General features: G+C 42.9%; 21 protein-coding genes. 3 read left to right on the forward strand and 18 right to left on the reverse strand.

Annotation, left to right across the window (positions count from 1 at the left end; translation table 11 throughout):
- Positions 1 to 4: 4 nt before the first annotated feature.
- From argC to nagB, 13 genes are all read right to left on the reverse strand, one after another.
- Positions 5 to 1027: an N-acetyl-gamma-glutamyl-phosphate reductase gene (gene argC / locus K1I94_RS05035; RefSeq protein WP_223314610.1), complete on the reverse strand. Its 1023-nt coding sequence runs from the start codon at positions 1025 to 1027 to the stop codon at positions 5 to 7.
- A gap of 241 nt (positions 1028 to 1268) precedes the next feature.
- The gene (gene alaS / locus K1I94_RS05040) at positions 1269 to 3887 is read right to left on the reverse strand and encodes an alanine--tRNA ligase (protein ID WP_223314611.1); all 2619 of its coding nucleotides are present in this window, start codon (positions 3885 to 3887) and stop codon (positions 1269 to 1271) included.
- Positions 3888 to 3925: 38 nt separating this feature from the next.
- A complete protein-coding gene (locus K1I94_RS05045; protein WP_223314612.1) occupies positions 3926 to 4507 on the reverse strand; it encodes an LURP-one-related/scramblase family protein in 582 nt (193 codons plus the stop codon).
- Positions 4508 to 4647: 140 nt separating this feature from the next.
- Positions 4648 to 5655, reverse strand: a complete 1008-nt coding sequence (gene prsA, locus K1I94_RS05050) for a peptidylprolyl isomerase PrsA (protein ID WP_002904120.1) — start codon at positions 5653 to 5655, stop codon at positions 4648 to 4650.
- Between the two features lie 113 nt (positions 5656 to 5768).
- A complete protein-coding gene (locus K1I94_RS05055) occupies positions 5769 to 6452 on the reverse strand; it encodes an O-methyltransferase (RefSeq protein ID WP_223314613.1) in 684 nt (227 codons plus the stop codon).
- A gap of 1 nt (position 6453) precedes the next feature.
- Entirely contained in the window at positions 6454 to 8256 is a 1803-nt protein-coding gene (gene pepF, locus K1I94_RS05060; RefSeq protein ID WP_223314614.1) for an oligoendopeptidase F, read from the reverse strand.
- A 191-nt stretch (positions 8257 to 8447) separates the two neighbouring features.
- Positions 8448 to 8834: a DUF1310 family protein gene (locus K1I94_RS05065; protein ID WP_223314615.1), complete on the reverse strand. Its 387-nt coding sequence runs from the start codon at positions 8832 to 8834 to the stop codon at positions 8448 to 8450.
- A 152-nt stretch (positions 8835 to 8986) separates the two neighbouring features.
- On the reverse strand, positions 8987 to 9394 hold the full coding sequence (locus tag K1I94_RS05070) for a DUF1310 family protein (protein ID WP_125405733.1): 408 nt from the start codon (positions 9392 to 9394) through the stop codon (positions 8987 to 8989).
- A 210-nt stretch (positions 9395 to 9604) separates the two neighbouring features.
- On the reverse strand, positions 9605 to 9991 hold the full coding sequence (locus K1I94_RS05075; RefSeq protein ID WP_125405730.1) for a DUF1310 family protein: 387 nt from the start codon (positions 9989 to 9991) through the stop codon (positions 9605 to 9607).
- A 170-nt stretch (positions 9992 to 10161) separates the two neighbouring features.
- Entirely contained in the window at positions 10162 to 11112 is a 951-nt protein-coding gene (locus K1I94_RS05080) for a competence protein CoiA (RefSeq protein ID WP_223314616.1), read from the reverse strand.
- Between the two features lie 115 nt (positions 11113 to 11227).
- On the reverse strand, positions 11228 to 12397 hold the full coding sequence (locus K1I94_RS05085; RefSeq protein ID WP_223314617.1) for an MFS transporter: 1170 nt from the start codon (positions 12395 to 12397) through the stop codon (positions 11228 to 11230).
- 94 nt (positions 12398 to 12491) lie between these two features.
- Positions 12492 to 13847 carry a DUF1958 domain-containing protein gene (locus tag K1I94_RS05090; RefSeq protein ID WP_023915963.1) on the reverse strand — a complete coding sequence of 452 codons (1356 nt, stop codon included), beginning with the start codon at positions 13845 to 13847 and terminating at the stop codon, positions 12492 to 12494.
- A 150-nt stretch (positions 13848 to 13997) separates the two neighbouring features.
- Positions 13998 to 14705 carry a glucosamine-6-phosphate deaminase gene (nagB, locus tag K1I94_RS05095; RefSeq protein WP_223314618.1) on the reverse strand — a complete coding sequence of 236 codons (708 nt, stop codon included), beginning with the start codon at positions 14703 to 14705 and terminating at the stop codon, positions 13998 to 14000.
- A 134-nt stretch (positions 14706 to 14839) separates the two neighbouring features.
- Between nagB and K1I94_RS05100 the strand changes: the two genes are divergently transcribed.
- The 3 genes from K1I94_RS05100 to K1I94_RS05110 are packed head-to-tail and all read left to right on the forward strand — an operon-like array spanning position 14840 to position 16544.
- On the forward strand, positions 14840 to 15019 hold the full coding sequence (locus K1I94_RS05100; RefSeq protein ID WP_002904113.1) for a hypothetical protein: 180 nt from the start codon (positions 14840 to 14842) through the stop codon (positions 15017 to 15019).
- Between the two features lie 9 nt (positions 15020 to 15028).
- Entirely contained in the window at positions 15029 to 16057 is a 1029-nt protein-coding gene (queA, locus tag K1I94_RS05105; protein WP_223314619.1) for a tRNA preQ1(34) S-adenosylmethionine ribosyltransferase-isomerase QueA, read from the forward strand.
- A gap of 16 nt (positions 16058 to 16073) precedes the next feature.
- Positions 16074 to 16544: an arginine repressor gene (locus K1I94_RS05110; RefSeq protein ID WP_002896068.1), complete on the forward strand. Its 471-nt coding sequence runs from the start codon at positions 16074 to 16076 to the stop codon at positions 16542 to 16544.
- Positions 16545 to 16682: 138 nt separating this feature from the next.
- Here K1I94_RS05110 and K1I94_RS05115 read toward each other — a convergent pair whose 3' ends face one another.
- From K1I94_RS05115 to arcA, 5 genes are all read right to left on the reverse strand, one after another.
- Positions 16683 to 18020, reverse strand: coding sequence for a dipeptidase (locus K1I94_RS05115; RefSeq protein WP_223314620.1), 1338 nt, complete (start codon positions 18018 to 18020; stop codon positions 16683 to 16685).
- Between the two features lie 21 nt (positions 18021 to 18041).
- On the reverse strand, positions 18042 to 19553 hold the full coding sequence (locus tag K1I94_RS05120) for a YfcC family protein (protein WP_002900824.1): 1512 nt from the start codon (positions 19551 to 19553) through the stop codon (positions 18042 to 18044).
- Positions 19554 to 19755: 202 nt separating this feature from the next.
- Positions 19756 to 20703, reverse strand: a complete 948-nt coding sequence (gene arcC / locus K1I94_RS05125) for a carbamate kinase (RefSeq protein ID WP_223314621.1) — start codon at positions 20701 to 20703, stop codon at positions 19756 to 19758.
- Between the two features lie 166 nt (positions 20704 to 20869).
- Entirely contained in the window at positions 20870 to 21886 is a 1017-nt protein-coding gene (argF, locus tag K1I94_RS05130) for an ornithine carbamoyltransferase (RefSeq protein ID WP_125377646.1), read from the reverse strand.
- Positions 21887 to 21936: 50 nt separating this feature from the next.
- Positions 21937 to 23166, reverse strand: coding sequence for an arginine deiminase (gene arcA, locus K1I94_RS05135; protein ID WP_125356513.1), 1230 nt, complete (start codon positions 23164 to 23166; stop codon positions 21937 to 21939).
- Positions 23167 to 23443 lie beyond the last annotated feature (277 nt).

Genomic DNA, 23443 nt, shown 5'->3' on the forward strand with positions numbered 1-23443 from the left:
TCATCTAGACATAGGACGGTTGACTGAGCAGGCCATCTGTTTCAGGGAAGCCCAGCATCAGATTCATATTTTGAACTGCCTGACCAGCAGCCCCCTTAATTAAGTTATCCAGCACAGCCACGACAGTTAAAATATTTGTCACAGAATTATAGTCAAAACCAATATCTGTATAATTAGTACCGACAACCTGATGCAGATTCGGCAGAGTAGCTTGGATACGGACAAAAGGCTTATCCTGATAGCAATCTTGGTAAATAGCAGTCAGCTCTTCTCGAGTCAAAGGTGTTTTCAACTTACTATAAACTGTCGCCACGATGCCACGATTGAGCGGAATAAGGGAAGTTGAAAACTGAATCTGTTGCAATCCCTCATCAAAATGCTGCAACTGCTGTACAATCTCTGGAATATGCTGATGCTGATTCAGCTTGTAAGTCACATAATTGTCATGCACATGGACAAAATGGCTGGATGCAGCTGGATTTTTCCCCGCCCCTGTCAAACCGCTCTTGGCATCGACAATAATGGAGCCCAGCTCAATAGCTTGAGCCTGCAGCAAGGGAATCAGAGCCAATTCTGTAGCCGTTGCATAGCATCCGGGATTAGCAATAAATCGCTTCCCTCTGATATCTGTAAACTCAGATAGCCCATAAATAAACTCTTTTTGAACATAGTCTTCAGCTGGCTCTTTCTGATACCATTTTTTATAAATATTCCCTGGCAAACGATGATCTCCTGATAGATCAATGACTGGAAATCCCGCTTCTACAAAGTCTTTTGACAAATCTTTAGCCACTCCGCTTGACGTTGCAAAGAAAACAAGATCTGCTCGTCGCATTATTTCCTGACTGTCGAAAGCTTCTATTCTCAGGTCGCAAATCCCCTTCAAATGAGGATAAAGCTCTGACACAGGAGCCTCCATATCTTGGCTGGCATGAAGGGAAACGACTTCTGCTTGCGGATGCTGCAGTAAAATACGGAGGAGTTCCATTCCTGAGTAACCAGTTATTCCTACAATCGAAATTCGCATATTTTTAAAACACCTCCGTATAAATATGCGTTTTATTTTACTCGTATATTTTCCCTTTGTCAAGTATTTTCTGTATTTTTATGCAATATTTTTGAAAATATCATTATTTATTCTAAAACAATTCATAATTTCTTGCCTTAAAGCGGCCTATTTGCTTCTCATATAGAGAAGTAAGGGAGCCGAGAGCACAGAAAAAAGTCTGCCCAAAGAGCAGACCTTTTCATCTATCTGTTATCTAATATTACAACTTCTCAGCAACTGCTGCTAGCAGGTCTGGAATAGCTGATTGCTTGCTGCCACCGGCCATAGCCATATCTGGCTTACCGCCGCCTCGACCATCTACAATCGGTGCCAATTCCTTAATCAGATTACCAGCATGGATGTCCTTGGTCTTGCTGGCTGCAAGAACATTGACCTTGTCACCAATTGCTGCGACCAGTATAAGAACATCTGAATAGTCCTTCTGCTTCCAAGTGTCCGCAAAGGTACGCAGGGCACCTGCATCAGAAACAGAGACCTGACTAGCAATAAAGCTATGTCCATTTACCTCTTGAACATTCTTGAAGACTTCACCAGAGGCCGCTGCTGCTGCCTTTTCCTTGAGTTCTGCATTCTCTTTTTGCAGTTGACGCAGCTGCTCTTGCAGCGCTTCTACCTTGTGAGGCACTTCCTTGATTTGCGGTGCTTTGAGGGTCGCTGCGATAGCCTTGAGCGCCTCTTCTTCCTCGCGGTAGGCTGCAAAAGCTTCCTTGCTGGTGACCGCCAAGATACGGCGAGTTCCAGATCCGATCCCCTCTTCTTTGACAATCTTGAAAATGCCGATTTCAGAAGTATTGCCTACATGGGTTCCTCCGCAAAGCTCGACAGAGTAGTCGCCGATGGTTACGACGCGAACTTCTTTACCATATTTTTCGCCAAAGAGCGCCATGGCACCCATTTCCTTAGCCGTGTCAATATCTGTCTCTACTGTCTCAATGGCAAGGGCTTCCCAGATTTTCTCATTGACTTCTTGCTCAATAGCACGCAGCTCTTCTGCTGTCACTGCTTGGAAATGCGTAAAGTCAAAGCGCAGGAATTCTACTTCGTTCAGAGAACCAGCCTGGGTTGCATGGTTACCAAGAACATTATGCAGGGCTGCATGTAAAAGATGGGTTGCCGTATGGTTTTTCATGACACGGTGGCGACGGCTGTGGTCAATTTCCAGCTTATAGCTTTGACCCAGAGCCAGAGGAGCCAAAACTTCTACAGTATGCAGTGGCTGACCATTTGGTGCCTTTTGCACATCCGTAACTTGCGCTACCAGATTGCCTGCTCCATCAAAGATTTGACCGTGGTCGGCTACCTGACCACCCATTTCTGCGTAGAATGGCGTTTCTGCAAAGATAAGGGCAGCTGTCCCTGACTCAACAAATTCGACTGCCGCATCATCCGCTACGATAGCAAGGAGTTCAGCTGTCAGCTCTTCTTTTTCGTAGTTAAAGGCACTCTCTACGGTGATGGCCTGCAGGGTTTCATTTTGCATGCCCATTGAGCCACCCTTGACGACAGAAGCACGCGCCCGATCCTGCTGCTCTTTCATAGCCGCTTCAAAGCCAGCACGGTCCACAGTCATGTCTGCTTCTTCAGCAATTTCTTCAGTCAACTCCAGCGGGAAACCGTAAGTATCGTAGAGTTTGAAGGCATCTTGACCAGAGATGACTGTTTGACCCTTAGCTTTCAAATCTGCCACGATTGTTTCTGCAAAGTGTTGACCAGAGTGCAGTGTACGAGCAAAAGATTCTTCCTCACTCTTGATAATCTTTTCGATAAAGTCTTGCTTTTGAAGAACTTCTGGGTAGTAGCTTTCCATAATCTTGCCCACTGTTGGAACCAGTTTGTAAAGGAAAGGCTCATTGATCCCCAGCTTTTGACCATGCATTGAAGCACGACGGAGTAGACGACGAAGGACATAGCCACGACCTTCATTTCCAGGAAGAGCCCCATCACCAATGGCAAAGGAGAGCGAGCGGATATGGTCTGCGATAACCTTGAAACTCATATTGTCGCCATCTTGGTCATAGACCTTGCCAGACAGTTTTTCTACTTCGCGAATGATTGGCATAAAGAGGTCGGTCTCGAAGTTGGTCTTAGCCCCTTGGATAACAGCGACCAAACGCTCCAAACCTGCGCCCGTATCAATGTTCTTATGTGGCAATTCCTTGTACTCGCTACGCGGTACAGCAGGGTCAGCGTTGAATTGTGACAAAACGATATTCCAGATTTCGATATAACGGTCGTTTTCAATATCTTCTTCTAAGAGACGGACCCCAATATTTTCTGGATCAAAAGCCTCACCCCGGTCAAAGAAAATCTCTGTATCCGGCCCAGAAGGTCCCGCACCGATTTCCCAGAAATTATCCTCAATCGGAATCAAATGACTAGGCTCAACGCCCATAGCAATCCAGCGGTTGTAAGAGTCCTTGTCATCTGGATAGTAGGTCATGTAGAGCTTATCTTTAGGGAAATCAAACCACTCAGGGCTAGTCAAAAGCTCGTAAGCCCACTCAATCGCTTCATCACGGAAGTAATCACCGATAGAGAAGTTGCCCAGCATTTCAAACATAGTATGGTGGCGGGCAGTCTTTCCGACATTTTCAATATCGTTGGTCCGAATGGCCTTTTGAGCATTGGTAATCCGAGGATTCTCTGGAATAATGGTTCCGTCAAAGTATTTCTTGAGGGTTGCTACACCAGAGTTAATCCAGAGCAAGGTTGGATCGTTGACCGGCACCAAGCTGACAGATGGTTCTACTGCATGACCTTTAGTTGCCCAAAAATCCAGCCACATTTGACGAACCTGAGCACTTGACATTTGTTTCATTTATTTTTCTCCTTAATTTTTTTCTAAAAATAATTGCATTATGACGACGAACTTTCCAGCATTTCAACATAATCAATAGCGACACAGAGGGAAATCACCAAATCTGAATAAGTCACATCATAGACACTCACCTGATAAGTAGAGGTTAGATGGAAGAGTTCCTTGGTAATCTCTGCAACGACTTGATTGCTGTCATCCAGCAGACGAAAGTTTAAATCCCAGATATTCCCTTCAACTCGAAGACCCAAATTATCAAATTTATATTTATCACGCAAAAAAGAGAATTTCTTACGGATATAAAAGCTATGCCCGCTTCTGAGTTTGATTTCAAACTGGGGCAGGAGGGTTAAAAGGGTTTTGGTAATCTGACTGACGATTTGCCCCTGGCTATCATAGATAGTAAAGGTCTTAGGAATCTGGAAGAAAGAGCCTTCCACTTGGTAATCCACATTTCCGCGATCATCCTTGATATCAAAGCGTTCGCCGCCTAAGCGAAATTTCTGTTTGACAAGATAGGTTTTCATTATATTACCTCCACAGTCAACATAAAAGACAAGTTCCTTGTCCGAAGGGCGAAAAACCGCGGTACCACCTTCATTCAATGAACTTGTCATTCTCATTTCGTATTATACTTTGCTAGATGAGTAGCATGATTCCCCGTCTTAGATGGCTCGCAGCACCGCCAATTCTCTGAACTAAGAACTTGAAAAATCAATTCTCACCAGTCTTATTATACTTGCTTATTCTCTTTTCGTCAACCTTATTCTGCGGCTGATGATGAAGCTTCTGCTGAACTGCTTTCAGCTGCTGAGCTAGACTCAGAAGTCTTTGAGCTGCTGGCAGCACTTGATGAAGAAGTTGAAGAACCTGTCGTTTCGATATACTGAGCAAAGATAGATTGGAAAGCACTGTCCTTAACCTTGATGTTGGCATCTTTCAGCTCTTTCGCCACAACGCTTTGGATAAAGCTAGTATCTTTTTCTTTTTGTGCAATGATAATCTTTTTCAGTTTATCTTTGTAGTCTTTCCAGTTAGAAGATTTCTCTGACTTCTTGACCAGCTTAACAATATAGTAGCTTGCTGAATACTGTGAATCTGGCACAGTCACAAGGTCTGAAACGCCATTTTCTTCCAAAGCAAAAGCAGCTTTTTTGACAGCATCTGGAACATCAGTAGAGCCAGAGTCAAACTTGATTTCTCCGCCTTTTTCCTTAGTGGCAGCATCGGTAGAGTTTTCCTTAGCGATTTGACTGAAGTCTGCTCCTTCAGCTTTAGCTTTTTCAAGAACTTCCTTACCTTTGTCTTCGCTGTCAACCTTGATGATTTGAGCTGTTACTTCTGGCGTGTAGTTTTCAAAGGCAGCCTTGTAGTTTTCGTCAGTCAGCTCTTTTTCAGCAGCCTTCTTAACAGCATGCTCTACCAGCATATTGGTGCGGATTTGCTCCTTGTAGGCATCTTCGGTCAAGCCGTTTTGAGCCAAGACTTGGGCAAAAGCTGTACCGTAAGCAGTTTTAGACTTTTCGAAAGCATCCTTAACGTCCTTGTCTTTGACATCTTTGCCGTATTTTTCTTCAAAGATGTCTTTGATAGCCATCTGCAGCAAGACCTGCTGAGCTGCACCATTGTTTTTCACTTGATCGTAGAACTCATTGACAGTAATCGTGTTTCCTTTCATGGTCACGATGTCCTTGCCTTCTGAGTTAGAACATGCTGCTAATACAGCGACTGACAAGAGTGTCACAGCTCCTGCAAATATTTTTTTCTTCATTTTATATTGACTCCTTATTCTTAAAAGTTCATGTTTTCTATTGTAGCACAAATTTGAATTGATATCTTAAATTTTACTAAAAATTTTTGGAAATTAGGAAAAAATCATAGATGTCATTTTTTTCTAATCATAAGCAGCCCATCTCCCAAGGGAAGCAGACTCGCAGTTAAATCTGGACTGTCCAAAGTTGCGTCAAACAGGCTGTGCAAGCCTCGGTAAATAGCCCGTTGACCACGCTTAATTTCCTCAAAAGGCTTGGCAACATCGCCACCTTGAAAGACATCATCAATGAGGACTAGACCACCAGTATTGAGGCGCTTGAGGACTTGGGGCAGAAAGACCACATACTTGGACTTGGCAGAGTCCATAAAGACAAGGTCGTAAGAATCCTCCAGTGTCTCAAGCAGATCCACCGCATCGCCTTCCAGCAGAGTGATTTGCTGGCGGCTGTCATACTTAGCAAAATTAGCCTTGGCCAGCTCAATCATCTCTGGATTGCGATCAATAGTTGTAATCTGAGCCAGAGGAGCATGCTCCGCCATCAAAAGGGCTGAAAAACCAATAGCCGTACCGATTTCTAAAATCTTCTCAGGCTGGAGGCTTTCGAGTAGCAGACGGAAGTAGGCCACTGTCTCATGGGGAATCACGGGTACATTTTCGGCTTTAGCAAAATCCTCCAGCTCCTTGAGTCCACCAGCTACCGGCTGGAGACGCCGTCTCATAAAGTCAACGATTTCTTCTTTGACCACTGGCCGACGCATATTGGGATTAGAGTTTTGGTTATAAGTATCGACCATCTTATGCCAGTCCCAACTTCTCGACCAAGGCTTCGAATTCGTTCAACCGACGCTCAAAGACAGCAAAAGCAGCGTTTAGGTAGTCTTCTTTTTCCATATCCACACCTGCTTTTTTGATGACATTGAGTGGATAGTCAGAGTTCCCAGCTTTGAGATAGTCCAGATACTTGTCCTTGTCTTCCTGACTGCCATGGACAATCTTTTCAGCCAGGGCAGAAGCCGCTGAAAATCCTGTCGAATATTGGAAAACATAGTAATCATAGTAGAAATGCGGAATCCGAGCCCACTCGTACTGAATCTGTGGATTGTCTTCTTTTTTCAGTCCATAGTATTTCTCGTTTAAATCAGCATAGAGCTCATTGAGAAACTCGCTGGTCAAAACTTGACCTTCTTGGTCAGCCTTGTGGATAGCGTGCTCGAACTCAGCAAACTGGGTTTGACGGAAGACCGTACCTCTAAAGCCGTCCAAAAAGTGGTTGAGAATCGCAAAGCGGGTAGCATCGTCTTCTACTTCCTCCAAGAGCTTCTCAGTCAGGATATTTTCATTAGTCGTTGAAGCAATCTCAGCTAGGAAGATAGAATAGTCTCCGTAGACATAAGGCTGAGTCTCACGGGTGTAGCTGGAATGCATACTGTGTCCTGTCTCGTGCACCAAGGTAAAGAGATTGTCCAGCGTATCCTGCCAGTTGAGCAACATAAAGGCATTGGTATCATAAGAACCGCCTGAGTATGCTCCTGAGCGCTTGCCTTGATTTTCATGAACATCAATCCAGCGCTCTGAGAAAGCTGTCTTCACTCGGCTTAGATAATCGTCACCCAGAATAGCCAGAATTTCCTCAGACTTAGCCAAGGCTTCCTCATAAGTGAACTTGTAGTCTGTCTCTGACAAAGGTGTGTACATATCATACATCTTCAAGTCAGAAATGCCTAAAATCTTCGCTCGCAAAGCGATATAACGCTGCAAAAGAGGCAAATGCTTATTGACAGCTGAAACTAGGCTGTCATAAACACTTTCTGGAATAAAGTCAGCTGACAAGGCCGCTTCACGGGCAGATGAAAACTTGCGGACTTTCGCATTGTAATTGTGAACCTTGACATTGGTCTGCAAAGTCTTAGCGTAGGTATGCTGATACTGCTCGTAGACGCTGTAGAGAGCCTCGTAAGCTTCCTTACGGACCTCTCGGTTCTTAGACTCGACCAAGGTGATATAGTTACCGTGGCTGAGCTGAACTTCATTTCCATCTTCGTCATGCACCATCGGAAAGACAATATCTGCATTATCCAAAATAGCAAAGGTTTCGCCCGCTGCACCAAAAATTTCACCAGCCCCGGCCAATAGCTCCTCTTCACGCTGTGTTAGGATGTGGGCTTTCTTTTTCAAAAGCTTGTCAAAATAATGCTGATACTGCTGCAAGGCTGGCTGCTCAGCCAAGAAAGCTTGGTACTGCTCTTCTGTAATCGCCATAAATTCTGGCTCATAGAAAGCAAAGCTTTGACCAAAATCGCTGTAAAGAGTCATACCTTTAGCCTGATACTCTTGGTACTTAGCTACACGTGTATCCTGGTCATTCTTCATGTGAGCATAAGAATAAAGCTTTTCAATACGGCGCATCAAGTCCAACTGCACTTCAGTCGTTGTTAAGAGGCTGTCTGCTGAATCCAGCAAATGCCCAGCCAGACTAGCTGCTTTCTTCACTTCTTCTGAAACCTGCGCCAACTCCGCTTCAAAGGCTTCATCTGTTGGGAAAATAGTCCTCAAATCCCAAGTATATTTTTCTTCAATTTCATTTCTTTGTTTTGCCATAAAAAAATCCTCCGACTCCCCTATTCTATCACAAAATTCTACTTTTTATAAAACTCAAGTACCAAAATCACATAGTAGCTAGGCAGACAGACTTAATTAATAAAAAAACTCTTTGAACCTAATTCCTGACCAAACAAAAATTAGATTCCAAAGAGTTCGTTTTTTCTTATCACTTAATGCTTTATCATATGTCATTCTCCCCTCAACTTCTTTGCAATCTCACCAGAGATTACATAACCTGTATGTTCTAGCTTCCCATCAGACTCTTCAATCAATGTTGTGGTAATTGTTAATTCCGGGTCATCGTTTATTATAAGCTCAACTATTAAGCCACCCATTGGATTATATTTAAGATTTTTTTCATTTATTGTATATTTTTTTATTATCCCCTTTTCTGTCAGTGCTTCAGGATCTTTCTTCCTTAACATTTCCTCAATTAACTTTTTAGATTTCTGACTCTCCGCAATCTGAATCATTTCTTCTTTTTCTGATTGACTTTTTACAATACTGCACCCTCCTAAAAACATAGCTGAACTAAGTGTGATGATAGTCAGAAAAATGACAGAAATTTTCTTCATGACGGCTCCTTTCGTTTCTCATCTTTGCTAAAGCTGGTACCTTAACGAAAATGAGAAACCAATTTTAGATTAACGTCTTATATTAATTATTGTACTATTTTTCAAAAGAACATGATAGCACAATCATTGTTAGGAAGTTATCTAGAAAAACCTTATTCTTCATTGCCATTTACATTTTCTTCATCCATTAGTTTTGTAAGCTTCGGTGACCACACAGTCCCATCTCTGTGAAATTTCCCATTTTCGTCCTCTCCAATGACATATCCTAGTGTTACTTCTTCGTCACCATTAATGATTAAATCAAACATTAATCCTCCCATTGGGTTCTGAGTTAGTGACTTCTTATTAATTTCATAACTTTTAATTTTCCCTTCAGGTGTTAATGCTTGAGGGTCAATCTTTTTCAGCCCTTCCTCAATAACACTCTTCATCTTTTTACTTTCTGCAATCTGAATCATTTCTTCTTGTTCTGACCGACTATTTAGAATACTGCAGCCTCCTAAAAACATAGCCGAACTAATCGTTATGATACTCAGAAAAATGACAAAAATTTTCTTCATAATAGCTCCTTTCGCTTGTTATATTTACTAAAGCTAATGCCTTAACGAAAATGGAAAACTGGATTTAGATTAATGTTTGATATTATCATTTTTGTGCTATTTTTTTAAAGTTTTAAGGACTACGCTACGTATAAAGAGTTGTAAAGACAAAAACTCATTCTCTCTCACCCTTAATATTGTCGTAAATTTGGGAAACGGAGCCTATGTATTCTATTTCGCCAATAGGTCACTAAGTTTCCGACTTCTTGAATTTGTAGCAATTTCATAATTACCAGTTGTTGAATCTTCCACTACTGTTACACTTAAACTTAAATTCTTATCTCCGTTAATAAACATTTGAATCATTATCCCTCCCATTGGATTATATTCTAACTTATACTCTTGAATTTCATAGGATTTAATCTTTCCTTCTGGTGTCAAAGCTTTGGGATCTAATTTTTTTAAAAAAATTTCAATTACACTCTTCATCTTTTTACTCTCCGCAATCTGAATCATTTCTTCTTTTTCTGATTGACTTTTTACAATACTGCACCCTCCTAAAAACATAGCCGAGCTAATCGTTATGATACTCAGAAATATTACAAAATCTTTCTTCATGACAACTCCTTTCGATTCTAATCTTTTCTATAGCTAGCTGAATTAGCACGATTTAGAATTTTTAACTATCTAACTTATTACTTTATTATATTATACAGGATTCTAAAATATTCTAAAACTGAAAGGATAGCTAAAAATTTATAGCTTCATCAATGGGAAACTAACGATACTTAGCAATTTTCTCTTGTCATCTCATAAAAGGCCGGTGAATAAACAATTTGCAGATTTTTTTGCTGGAGATTGGCATAATAGTTCTCAAACTGCTGATAATAGTCTGTCAGGTCAGTAGTTATCTGACAGAAGGAGGTTGCCTGTATCGGCCTAACCTGCGGATAGAAATCCTCTGCTGACTTAGTCAGGAGATTATCTCCAGCCTGATAAAGCTGGGCCTGCAGCCGCATCCATCTAGGCTGTTGGTAATAAAGCTGACGGCGGATATAATTGCAGATCTGCGGATCTTGCTGGGCCAGAAAGCTGTTCATATCCTGCTTTTGAAAGGGCAAACGCAAAATATCCAAAAGCTGACTGTGACCAAAGGGAAAGTTCTTGGTCTTGTACTGGACTTTTCCATGCAGATCTTCGTGAATCAGGTATTTGAGACGCAGAACTTGCTTTTCTTGATCCAGCTCCCAAAGATGAAAGCCCATATTTTTACTAAAATAGAGAAAATCCTTCTGCAGGCGAGTTAGGGAATCCTTGAGCCAAAGTTTTCGCCCCAAAAGCCAGAGAACCTGATAACCATGCTGGCGGTAAGAAAGCGTCCGTTCCTGCAACCGTTCTATACTTAGGGGACTGCACTGGACTTCAAGCGCCAGTTTTTCATCAACCAGTAGATCAGCAATCTGCTGCAGAGCAGGCAAAAAAGCCTCCACCTCAACTTCTTCTGTCTGGACAGCCCAGCGAAAAAGCTCCGCCTTAAGGTTCAGGTGCTCAGCGCTCTCATTTTCCCTGTAAAAACGACACTCTTCTAGCGAAACATGCGCAAAATGCGGCTGCATAACCTTCCCTTTTTTAAAACGGACTGCCCCTGAACAAGCCGGGCAGACGAAATCAGCCCCCTTCTCAATCTTCTCCTCCAGAGCATTACACAAAAGCCCCTTATGATTTCTCGCCACAAACATATCCTAGCCCCCTCTAAAATTTCTCTCATTTACTAAAATATTCGCAAAAGAAAAGAGAAAAGATCTACATCATCAAAAAACGAGTCAAGAGAACATCTCTCTGACTCGTTTTTTATTATCCAAATAATTGATTTCCTTTTCGTTCTGGCAATTTTAGAAAGAGGGCCAGCAGGCAGACTAGACAGATAACTGCTGCTAGAAATAGGTTCATTCCTTCGTAACCCCAACTGTCCAGAAAATGGCCGGCCAGATTTTGAATGAGAATGGTTCCTAGACTCCGGGCTGTCTGGACCAGAGCAATGGCAGTTACCAGATATTTTTCATCAACCAAGCTGGCTACGATTTTTAAAGTCACCATAATCAAAACCATGCCGGTCACGTGCTTGGAAAGGAGAGTCATCCCGATTTTCGAAATCAAATCTAGGTCTAAAGCATAGACGCTGTACTGGAGAAAGATGATTCCCAGACAGATATAAAGAAGCTTTTTCATCGAAATCTTGTCCATAAAGAGATAGGAATAAAAGATAAAAGGCGCTTCAACCAGAACTGATAAGGCAACGACAGTCGAGGCCATATCCACCTCTAAGCCACTGTGCTGTAGCATAGCGGGGATATAGGTATGACCAGTATTCCCTACCCCTGAATAAAGGGCGACCAAAAGCAGGTAAAAGAGATAGGTTTTGTTGGTCAAGATCTTCCCCAGACCTGTCTGCTTGCGGGTATTCCTGCTTTCTAGGGCTGCTCGGTCGTGCTTGGGATGGATTCCCAAAAGTCCTATGCTGCTGATAAGCATCATGCCAATAAAGACTGGGAAAATAGCCTGCGGTGCGACTCTTTGATAAATCAATCCTGCCAGCTGAGAGCCTAGTGCATAGCCAATGGTTCCCCAAATCCGAATCTTGCCATAAGTATAAGGACTTTGGGCCGCAAGGACATCCATGACTGGATTGACCCCGTTAATCAGCATGAGGACCAGACTATACCAGACCAGTAACTGCCAAAGCTGAGTCGCTTTCATGAAAAATACAGCCCCAACCATCATAGCTAGAAAGCTAAAAAGGAAGACCTTTTTAATGCCCAAAGCATCGCTGAGAACTCCAAAAATTGGCTGAGCCAACATGGAAGCAAAGAAAGAAGCTGACACTACCATCGATACTTGAGCATTAGAATAGCCTAAGTCCTGCATATAGACTGATATCAGAGTCGAAAAAAGAGAATAGGCTAGAAAGAAAAAATTAAAGAGTAAAAAATGAGCTAGATAGCTGTTGTGAAACTTTTTTAGCATGAAAATCTCCTTAAAACAGAAAGAAAACTCAGCAAAAGAACTGAGTTTTAGCTTGGAAAGTCATTCCGTTCGTATGTGACAGAGGACATTCCCTTTATTCAACATCTGTATTTCTACGACGTTCCTGCTTTGCAGCCTTGCGTTTTTGGCGACTGTGGTATTCAAAGTACAGAATGATCAACAGGATGCCAACAGGCAACAGAATTAACATCTTATCGCTGAAGAACACACCATACCAAGGCTTGCTTTCCGACTTGCTGCCAGTCACATTTTCAATAGCCTGAGCAACTGGATTCTCAACTTTCTCGACTTTCATTTCATCAGAGATCTTGCTAGACAAGGTCTTCAAGCCATTTTCAGCCTTGAGAACATTGTTTTCTACCTTGACCTTAGGCTCGGTTCCCTTTTTAACAGTAGCGTAGAAATCCTCAGGCAGCTTATACTTCTGTCCATCAATCTCCTGCTCACCCTTGGATAAGAGTTTTTTGTACTCGTAGTCCGCATAAGCCTTCTCAATCAAAGCATTACCAAAAGGATGGCGGTAATACTCACCGTCTTGGTCAGACCAGTCACCGACTCCCATAATCACAGCAATCATGCGCTGATCTCCACGCTTAATGGTCGCGATATAGTTGAAAGCACCATTAGGGCTAGAACCCGTCTTCATGCCATCTACGCCCTTGAGTGCGTATTTAGCACCCGGCAGAGAGTAATTATAAGTTTCAAAGGTTTCTTCGTAAGGAGTTCCAGCTTTAACCGTAACCTTTGCTTTATTAGTATAGTTTAAAATCTCAGGATGGTGATTGACAAAATTGTAAGCCAGAATCGCCAAATCACGGGCTGTTGTCTGATTGCTGGCATAATTATCGTAGTTTTGAGGGTTATAATAGCCCTTAAAAGAAACCGCCGCTGCACCGCTGGCATTGAACCACTTGGTATTCGTCATGCCCAGTTCTTGAGCCTTGGCATTCATCCGATCCAAGAAAGCATCTGGATCATTGTCCGATAAATAATTGGCCAGCATAACGGTTGTCGCATTGGATGAAGGCACGATTGTCATGGTAATCAGCTCAGATACGGTATAATCCACACCAGCGACAATTTTATTATTAGAAATTTCATAAATATTAGCGGTAGCCTGATCCTGAGGTGTAGCTGTAATGACCGTCTTTTCGCTGATTTTTCCTTCCTTAATCGCTTCAAAGACCAAGTAAAGCGTCATGAGCTTACTCATACTAGCTGGGTCACGCACCTCATCAACATTATCCTCCCAGACAACATCACCTGTACTGCCGTCAATAACGAGAGAAGACTTGGGACGATTAATCGCCTGAACATTATCATGCGGATACATCTTTTTAGCCATATCCACCAATTCATCAGCCCTAGCAGCTAGTGGCGCTAACGAGGTCAGAAACACAATTCCCAATAACAAAAGCTTTTTCTTCACAGGATCCTCCAAAGAACAATTATACCTATCTAGTATATCACATTTTACGCAAAGTCAACCATAAATCTAAAAATCCTACCTAAAAAATAGATAGGAAATTAAGAGACTTTTATCTGGCAAAGCTAGTTTTATAGCATCAATATCAAAATCCTAGTGTTTTAACAGGCTAAGCGCTTCCTTATCAGCGATAATCACAACATCTGGATGCTTCTGGAGAGCACTGCCTGGCAGCTCCTCTGTCACTTCCCCCTCAACAGTCCCTGCTATAGCCTTAGCCTTAGCAGAACCATAAGCAAAGAGGATGATGGACTTAGCATTTAGGATATTGCCAATCCCCATGGAAATGGCCTGAGTCGGAACATCTTCCATCTTGTCAAAGAATCGAGCATTGGACTGAATGGTGGACGGTGTCAAATCCACTAAGTGAGTCTGACTGTCAAAACTGGTTCCCGGCTCATTAAAGCCGATATGACCATTCGTACCGATTCCCAAAATCTGCAAATCAGCAGGATGCTCTGCGAGAAGCTGATTGTAGCGCGTCACTTCTGCTTCTAAATCTTTCGCTGCGCCATTGGGCAGGAAGCTTTCCTTAAAAGGCTTTTGGTTAAAGAGGTGCTGATTCATGAAATAGCGATAAGACTGAGGATCGTCCTCCTGCAAACCAACATATTCATCCAGATTAACACTGAACATCTCTGAGAAATCAAGATCGCTCTCAACGATCTGCTTGTAAAATCCTTCTGGGCTGCTGCCTGTAGCCAATCCCAACGTTTTTGCTCCCTGAGCTAGTTTTTCCTTGAGCAATTCGAGAGCCACTTTGCCACCTTCTACTTGGTTTTCCACTTGAATAATTTTCATTTTCCACCTCCACTTCTGTTCTTAATTTTATTATATGGTATAGACCAATTTTTGTCAAGAAAAAGTCTGCAAAATAGACATACTTTTTAGTCATGCTCGCTTCCTTTTGCAGCAAATCGTGTTATAATAGAGACATGTTTTTACTGATTGTTTTATTGATTTTATTTTTAGTCGGAGTCTTACTCTGCAGCCTGAGTTTCCTCATGAAAAAACAACCAGGCTGGCAGATGCTAAGTTTGATTTTGGGCGGCTTACTTACAGCCAGTCCCTTTCTACTCGCTGCCTATCTACTCTGGCTGATGAAAACAATATAAGGAGATACGATGAATACCGCTGATTTTGATTTTGACTTGCCCGAAGAGCTGATTGCTCAGACACCTTTGGAGAAAAGGGATGCTTCCCGCTTGCTAGTGGTCGATAAAGAAACGGGAGCCTTCTCCGACCAGCACTTTGACCAGATTATTGATCAGCTCCAGCCCGGCGATGCCCTAGTTATGAATAATACACGTGTCCTGCCCGCCCGCCTTTATGGTACCAAACCTGAGACAGGAGGCCATGTCGAGCTGCTGCTACTTAAAAATACTAAGGGAGACGACTGGGAAGTGCTAGCCAAGCCAGCCAAGCGCCTCAGAGTAGGTGCTCAAATTTCCTTTGGCGATGGACGCTTAACTGCTACTGTGGTAGAAGAGCTTGAGCACGGCGGCCGAATTGTGCGCTTTGGCTACGAAGGGATTTTCCTAGAAGTCTTGGAAAGTTTGGGAGAAATGCCGCTTCCGCCTTATATACACGAAAAACTGGCAGACCGCGAACGCTACCAGACTGTCTATGCTAAAGAAAACGGCTCTGCCGCTGCGCCAACTGCCGGACTTCATTTCACAGAAGAGTTGCTGGAGCAGATCGCTGCCAAGGGAGTCAAGCTGGTCTATCTCACCCTTCATGTCGGACTGGGAACTTTCCGACCGGTTTCTGTAGATAGCTTAGATGATCATGAGATGCACTCCGAATTTTACAGCCTGTCCGAGGAAGCTGCCCAGACACTCCGTCAGGTCAAGGCTAAGGGAGGCCGTGTCATTGCAGTCGGCACGACATCTATCCGCACCTTGGAAACAATTGGTAGTAAATTTCAGGGGCAGATTCGGGGTGACTCTGGCTGGACCAATATTTTTATCAAGCCGGGATACGATTGGAAGATCGTTGATGCTTTTTCAACCAACTTCCACCTGCCCAAGTCAACTCTGGTCATGTTAGTCTCTGCCTTTGCCGGACGTTCCTTAACACTTAAAGCTTATGAGCACGCTATTGCTGAGCGCTATCGCTTCTTCAGCTTTGGTGATGCTATGTTTATCAAATAACTATAGGTGAAAATTTATGAATAAAATTGAAAGCAGACACCGTCTCATCCGCTCCTTAATCATGGAGAAAAAAATCCATACCCAGCAAGAACTCCAGGAGCATTTGGAAGCAAACGGCGTCATTGTAACCCAGTCCACTCTTTCACGAGATATGAAAGCACTCAATCTGGTCAAGGTCAGTGAGAACGATACTTCCTACTATATCATCAACAGCATTGCACCATCCCGTTGGGAAAAACGCCTTCGTTTCTATATGGAGGATGCTTTGGTCATGTTGCGGCCAGTTCAAAATCAAGTCGTCATGAAAACCCTGCCTGGTCTAGCTCAATCTTTCGGTGCAATCTTAGACGCCTTAGAGCTGCCGCAGATTGTTGCTACTGTCTGCGGTGATGACGTCTGTCTGATTATCTGCGAAGATGACCAAGGGGCTCTTGACTGCTTTGAGAAGCTCAAGGAATTCACCCCACCATTCTTCTTTAGTAAATAAAAGCTGAGACAACATTGCCTCAGCTTTTTCTATTTACGATTTTTCCTCAATGAAACCCATTAGTAAATCAGCAAGCCATACTTGACCAGAGTAGAGCAAGACCGATAAGATTTTAAAGTTTTTTCAAAAAGTCAGCATTTAAGGTGTCGTAGCCAAACGATAAACGGCTTCCGCGTAAATATCCATGGCCCGATACAGATCATCTAAGAGCAATCGTTCATTGACCTGATGCTCTGTCTGATCAGCTCCCGGAAAGAGGGCGCCGAAGGCAACACAGTTAGGCATCGTACGAGCAAAGGTCGCTCCGCCAGACGACATGGCTGGACTGTTGTCTCCTGTTTTCTCCTGATAAATTGCCATCAGGGTGCTGACCAACTCACTGTCCAAAGGTACATAGAGCGGAGCCAAATAATCAAACTCCTGATAGGTCAGCCCGTATTGACTGGCTATTTCTGCTAGCTTTTCAACCAACTTGTCCTTGTCTGCCAAGACCGGAATCCGCATGTCAATCCGAATCTCAGAGCGGTCAGAGGTTAAAGTCAGACCGGCAACATTAAAGGAAAGAAAGCCCGACTGTTCGTCAGACACAGCCCCAAAGAGATGGCTGCCTGTCGCATCTTCACCAACCGCCTGAGCGAGAAAGGCAAGAGCTGGATGCGAATCCAAGGGCTGCAAGACCTTAGCTAGGCGAATAATGGCGTTAATTCCTCGGGCAGCATCCTTGGCGTGCTTAGGCAAGCCGATAACCGTTACTTCTTCTGCCGTTCGCTCATATTCATAGCCTAAATCTTCCAGCCCTGTGACGACTGACTCTAGTAGGCTGCCTGAATAGGAAGCCTTGGCAGGAACGACATTAAAAGCTTGACCAGCTTCGAGCTCTAAAGTATCAGAGCCAGGTCCTTCCAGCTTAAGCTGCAGAAGCCCCTTCTCAGCATAGGTCAAAGGGAAGGAAGAGTCTGGTGCAAAGCCAAGTGCAGCCTGCTCTTCAAGCTGATTATACCTAGCCATGCAGCGCCAAAGCGTCTCCTCGTCTGTACCAAAGATAAAGCGAACCCGCTTTTTAAATTCTACTCCGCTATCCAGCAATGCTTTTACCGCATAAAGAGCGGCCATGGAAGGTCCCTTGTCGTCCTGAACCCCTCGACCGAAAATCCAGCCATCCTTGACAGTGGCTTCAAAGGGAGGTGTCTGCCAGTCCGACTCATCACCTGATGGAACAACATCCAAATGACAGAGAACGGCCAGGAGCTGAGCTCCATGACCGATTTCTGCATATCCGTAATAACCTTTAGGGTCGAGGTATGTTGTAAAACCTAGCCCTCGACAGATTTCTAAAGTTTTTTCTAGGACATCTTGGATAGCTTGTCCAAAAGGTGTTCCATTTTGGCCTTCATTGAGGACTGAAGGATAGGAAACGATTGTTTTCAAAGATTCAAGAAAATCTTCTTTAATCTCTTCCGTTATAAATTTTTTCATGGAATCACCTCAGCTTCTAGCTTATAGGAACGGTAAGAAAGTTCCTAGGAGTAAAAGACCAATACTGATAGCAATAATCGCTACAATCAGCTTGCCGATAAATTTCCACCAAGTTCCGATATTGATACGTCCGAGTGCCAAGGCTCCCATAACGATACCAGAAGTTGGTGCAACCAGGTTCAGCACACCTGAAGCAGACTGATAAGCTGTGATAATCAAGCTAGCTTTGACATTGACAAATTCTCCCATTGGAGCCATGATTCCCATAGTTGCACTGGCTAGACCAGATGATGATGGGATAAGGAAGGACATTGGCAGGTAGAAAATGTAAGTCAAGACGATAAATACTTGTGATGATAGACCGCTGAGTCCTTGTTTACCCCAATTGAGGATAGTGTCTGTAATCATACCGTCATTCATGATAACTTGGATACCACGGGCGATTGCTACGATTAGGGCTACGCTAAGCAGATCAGCTGCACCGTTCATAAAGGCAGAGATAATTTTGTCTTCCTTGAGACCGTACACAACACCAATCAAGATTCCCATGAAGGCAAAGAGCATAGCTCCTTCTGGGAAGTACCAAGTACCCAGTGCAGAAGTAGATGAACCAACAATCTTACCAAGAACTGGAAGACCAGTCAGCCAAGTATTGATGTCCTTAAATATAGTAATACCGAGATCTGTCCAAGGAATGAAACTCAATACCATAATAACGAATGTCAAAATGAACAGAACGAGGACAGTTCTTTGTTTTTTGCTCAGAGTTGACTCAACAGATGAAGAAGTTTCAACGTTAAAGTGTTTCAAATCTTCTTCGCGAGTGCTGTAAACCAATGACTTGGTCGGATCTTTTTGAATCTTATCTGCATAGCGGTAAACAAACCAAGTGCTGAGAGCAGTAAGAATAACCAAGAAGATGAGACGAAGGACAATCCCTTCACCAGTTCCGACACCAGCAGCCTCTGAAGCGATAACAGTTGCAAATGGATTTAGCGTAGAAGCCAAACATCCGATTTGCGAACCAAGCAGGATAATAGCCACCCCAGTAAGGCTGTCAAAACCAACTGCCATCATCACCGGCACCAAAAGCGGATAGAAGGCCATGGTTTCCTCACCCATACCATAGGTAGTACCACCAAGAGCAAAGAGAGGCATCAAGACAACAATCAGCATCTTTTCGCGACCCTTGTACTTCTTAACGATAGAGGCAATTCCTACATCCAAAGCACCAGTTTCGTTGACAACACCAAGGAAACCACCAACCATGAGGATGAAGAAGGCAACATCAATGGCTGCGCTTGTCTCCTTAATCAAGGATCCTTCCTCAGGATGCGTGCCCAGCATAGCACGAATCGGTGCCATCAGGACATCCCAAATTCCTTGTGGATTTTGGGGCTGAGGCTGATAAACACCTTTTACAAAAGCCCCGGCTGGGATAATCCAAGTCAGCACTGCCATAATGGCAATGATTATCAACAATACGGTGTAAGATGAAGGCATCTTAAACCCTTTTTTTGTTTTTTCACTCATTTGTATTCCCTCCTAAAAATTTTTTAACGAGGTTACGAACCTGCATTCCCCTGTATGAGCAAACAAGAAAACGCTTACTTTGTTTTTATTTTACCATATTAACATTGAAAAAGCCAGTATTTTTGAAAATTATAAATGATTTTCAAGAAAAGATTTCCATCAGAGAGATAATCTCTGCTATCAACCTTCAATCAGTATTTTTTTAGCCTTTTTCAATAATCGTACCGCTCTCAGACTCAATCAGAGCACCCAGATTTTCCAGAGATGTGATAACTGCTTTACCTTCTGGACGGCCATTGACAAAGGCGATAGCTGCTTCTACCTTTGGAAGCATGCTGCCTGGTGCAAATTGTTCTTGCTTGATGTACTCTTCCAACTGAGCAACATTCACATGTTCCAGTTTTGCTTGGTCAGGTTTGTTATAGTTAACAAAGACATAGTCCACACCAGTCAAGACGATGAAGAGGTCAGCATCAACCAACTCTGCCAAGCGCTGAGAAGCAAAGTCCTTGTCAATAACGGCTTCAACACCTGTAAGATGGCCATTTTCTTCTTTGACGACAGGAATTCCGCCGCCACCCGCAGCTACCACTACTTGACCTTGATTCAAAAGCGTACGAATTGTTTCAATTTCCTTGATATCCACTGGTTTTGGTGAAGCAACGACCTTACGCCAACCACGGCCAGCATCCTCTTTGAAAGTCGCTCCGCTCTTTTCAGCTTCTGCTTTTGCTTCTTCTTCTGAGTAGAAAGGCCCGATTGGTTTGCTGAGGTTGACAAAGGCTGGATCGTTCTTATCTACCACTACTTGCGTCACAACAGAAGCAACATTCTTTTCGATACCTTCATCCAAGAGAGCATTTTGCAAAGCATTCTGCAGCCAGAAGCCGATACTGCCTTCTGTCATAGCCACAAGAGAGTCTAGTGGGAAGGCAGGATTCTTTTCAGAGTTCGCTGCCAACTGTTGCAGCAGCAAATTCCCTACTTGTGGACCATTTCCATGGGTAATGATAAGATCATCCCCGTTTTTTATCAATTTTACCAAATGTTTAGCAGTTTCCACCAAGGCTTCCTGCTGTGCTTTCGCTGATGGGTCAGATGAAAGGATGGCATTCCCTCCCAAAGCTACAACGATTTTACGATTTGCCATTAAATTCTCCTTAATTGCGCCCTAATGAATGCGCTTCCAATTTATTTTAGTAGATTTTTTAATTTTCAATAAGAAAATGAGCTTTCCTTATCATATAAAAGAGGGCCGGACTAAAGCTATTAGTCGCAGCCCTCATAGCTGTTGGTAGACGGTTTCTTATGTAAGATTATACTTTTGGAATGTAAAGGTTTCCAAGAGTTGCAGCCATAACCGCTTTGATAGTGTGCATACGGTTTTCTGCTTGGTCGAAATGACGAGCATATTTGCTGCGGAAGACTTCGTCTGTTACTTCCATTTCTTCTACGCCGAATTTTTCAGCGACGTCTTTACCGTAAACAGTATTTGTGTCGTGGAATGCTGGTAAGCAGTGCAAGAAAATCAAGTTTTCATTATCAGCCTTCTTCACCAAATCCATGTTAACTTGGTAAGGCTTGAGGAGGGCAACGCGTTCTGCAAACTTGTCTTCTTCACCCATAGATACCCAAACGTCTGTGTAAAGTACGTCTGCACCTTTAACTGCTTCGTCAGCATCTTCTGTGATGAGGATATGTGCGCCGCTTTCTTTCGCAAAGCCTTCTGCCAATTCAACAATTTCTTGTTCTGGGAAGAGTTCTTTTGGTGAGAAGATGTGAACGTTGACACCAAGGATAGCTCCTGTTACCAGCAAGCTGTTGGCAACGTTGTTACGTCCATCACCACAGTATACCAATGTCAAGCCTTCCAGACGGCCAAAGTTTTCTTGAACAGTCAAGTAGTCAGCCAACATTTGAGTTGGGTGCCATTCGTCAGTCAAACCATTCCATACTGGAACACCTGAGAATTCTGCCAATTCTTCTACCATGCGTTGGCTGAAACCGCGGAATTCAATCCCGTCAAACATACGGCCCAAAACTTTAGCAGTATCTTCTGTAGATTCTTTCTTACCAAGCTGGATATCGTTAGCACCAAGGTATTCTGGATGTGCTCCCAGGTCAATGGCTGCTGTTGTAAAAGCTGCACGAGTACGAGTAGATGTTTTTTCAAACAAGAGAGCGATATTCTTGCCAGCAAGATAGTGGTGTTGAATATTGCGTTTTTTCAAATCTTTCAAGTGAGCTGAAAGACCGATAAGGTATTCTAACTCAGCACGGCTAAAGTCTTTTTCTGCTAAGAAGCTACGTCCTTGGAATACTGAATGTGTCATTCTATTTGTTCCTCTTTCTTTTCTTTGAGTATCAGTAAAATACTGGATTTCTAAATTTCTTCACGTTCAAATGGCATAGACATACAGCGTGGTCCACCACGACCGCGAACTAATTCACTTCCGCGGATCTTAATCAAACGCAAGCCGTATTCTTCCAAAATCTTGTTAGTAACTGTATTGCGGTCATACACCACTACCACACCTGGTGCGATGGTCAAGGTGTTAGAACCGTCGTTCCACTGCTCACGCGCAGCAGCTACGATATTGCCACCGCCACAGCGAATCAGATGAACTTTTTCCACACCAAGGTTTTCTGCCAATATTTCTGCCAAATCACCTTTTTCTTCAACAATCTTAAGTTTGTCATCAACATAAGTCACAGAGTAAACGCGAAGATCGCCTTCGATTTCTGGGTGAATCGTGAATTTGTCATAGTCAACCATAGTGAAGACAGTGTCTAAGTGCATGAACTTACGGTTGTTGGCAAATTCAAAAGCCAAAACTTTCTTGAAGCCAACATTTTTCTTGAAGATATTGACCAAGAGTTTTTCGATAGAAGCTGCGTCTGTACGTTGTGAGATACCAACTGCCAGCACATCTTTTGAAAGAACCAGTTCGTCCCCACCTTCGATACGTGTATCTTCTTCACGATTGTATACCAAATCCACTTTTCCACCGTATACTGGGTGGTATTTGAAGATGTATTTACCGTAGAGAGTTTCACGATTACGAGTGTCTGCATACATGTGGTTAAGCGATACAGCATTACCAATTGTAGCAAATGGGTCACGTGTGAAGTAAAGGTTTGGCATTGGATCAATAGCGAATGGATAATCAGATTCTACCAAGTCCGTCAATCCTTTTGCCTCTTCAGGAATTTCTGGCAATTCAACTTTTTGAACCCCTGCCATCGTTTTTTCAACCAACTCTCGGTTATCTTTGATACCACGGAGCAGCTCACGAATAGCCTTCTTGGTTTCACGTCCGCGAATATTGGCTTCTTCCAGATATTCTTCGATGAATTGCTCGCGGATTTCTGGAGAAGTCAGTGACTCAGCAGCCAGCTGCTCAAGATAGAGCACCTCAACTCCTTCATTGCGAAGCGCTTGAGCAAAGTTATCATGTTCTTTTTGTGCATCTTCTAAGAAAGGAATATCATCAAAGAGAAGACGTTCTAAGTAGTCCGGCTGCAAGTTTTCTAACTCCTTGCCAGGACGGTGCAACATAACTTTTTTCAGTTTTCCAATTTCTGAGAAAACACGAATTGGATGTGTAGACATCTACTATCCTCCTTTTTCTTTGCGGTTTAGGTTTTTCTAAGCCCGTTTACATGTACTATTCTAGCATTTAATGCTACCGCTTTCAAGAAAAAGCCTACATTGCAAATGCCAAATCCTTTGCTTTTTTCTATTTTTATTTTTATAATATTCTTCTTTAAAGCGTTTTCTTTGAATATTTTATGCATTTTATTATTTTTGTGAATATTTATTTTTTAAAATAAAATCAGTACATGGTTAATATTAGAATATTTTGAATTTATTTGACAAAAAAGAAGCC

This window comes from Streptococcus sanguinis (genome assembly GCF_019929145.1).
GTDB lineage: Bacteria > Bacillota > Bacilli > Lactobacillales > Streptococcaceae > Streptococcus > Streptococcus sanguinis_U.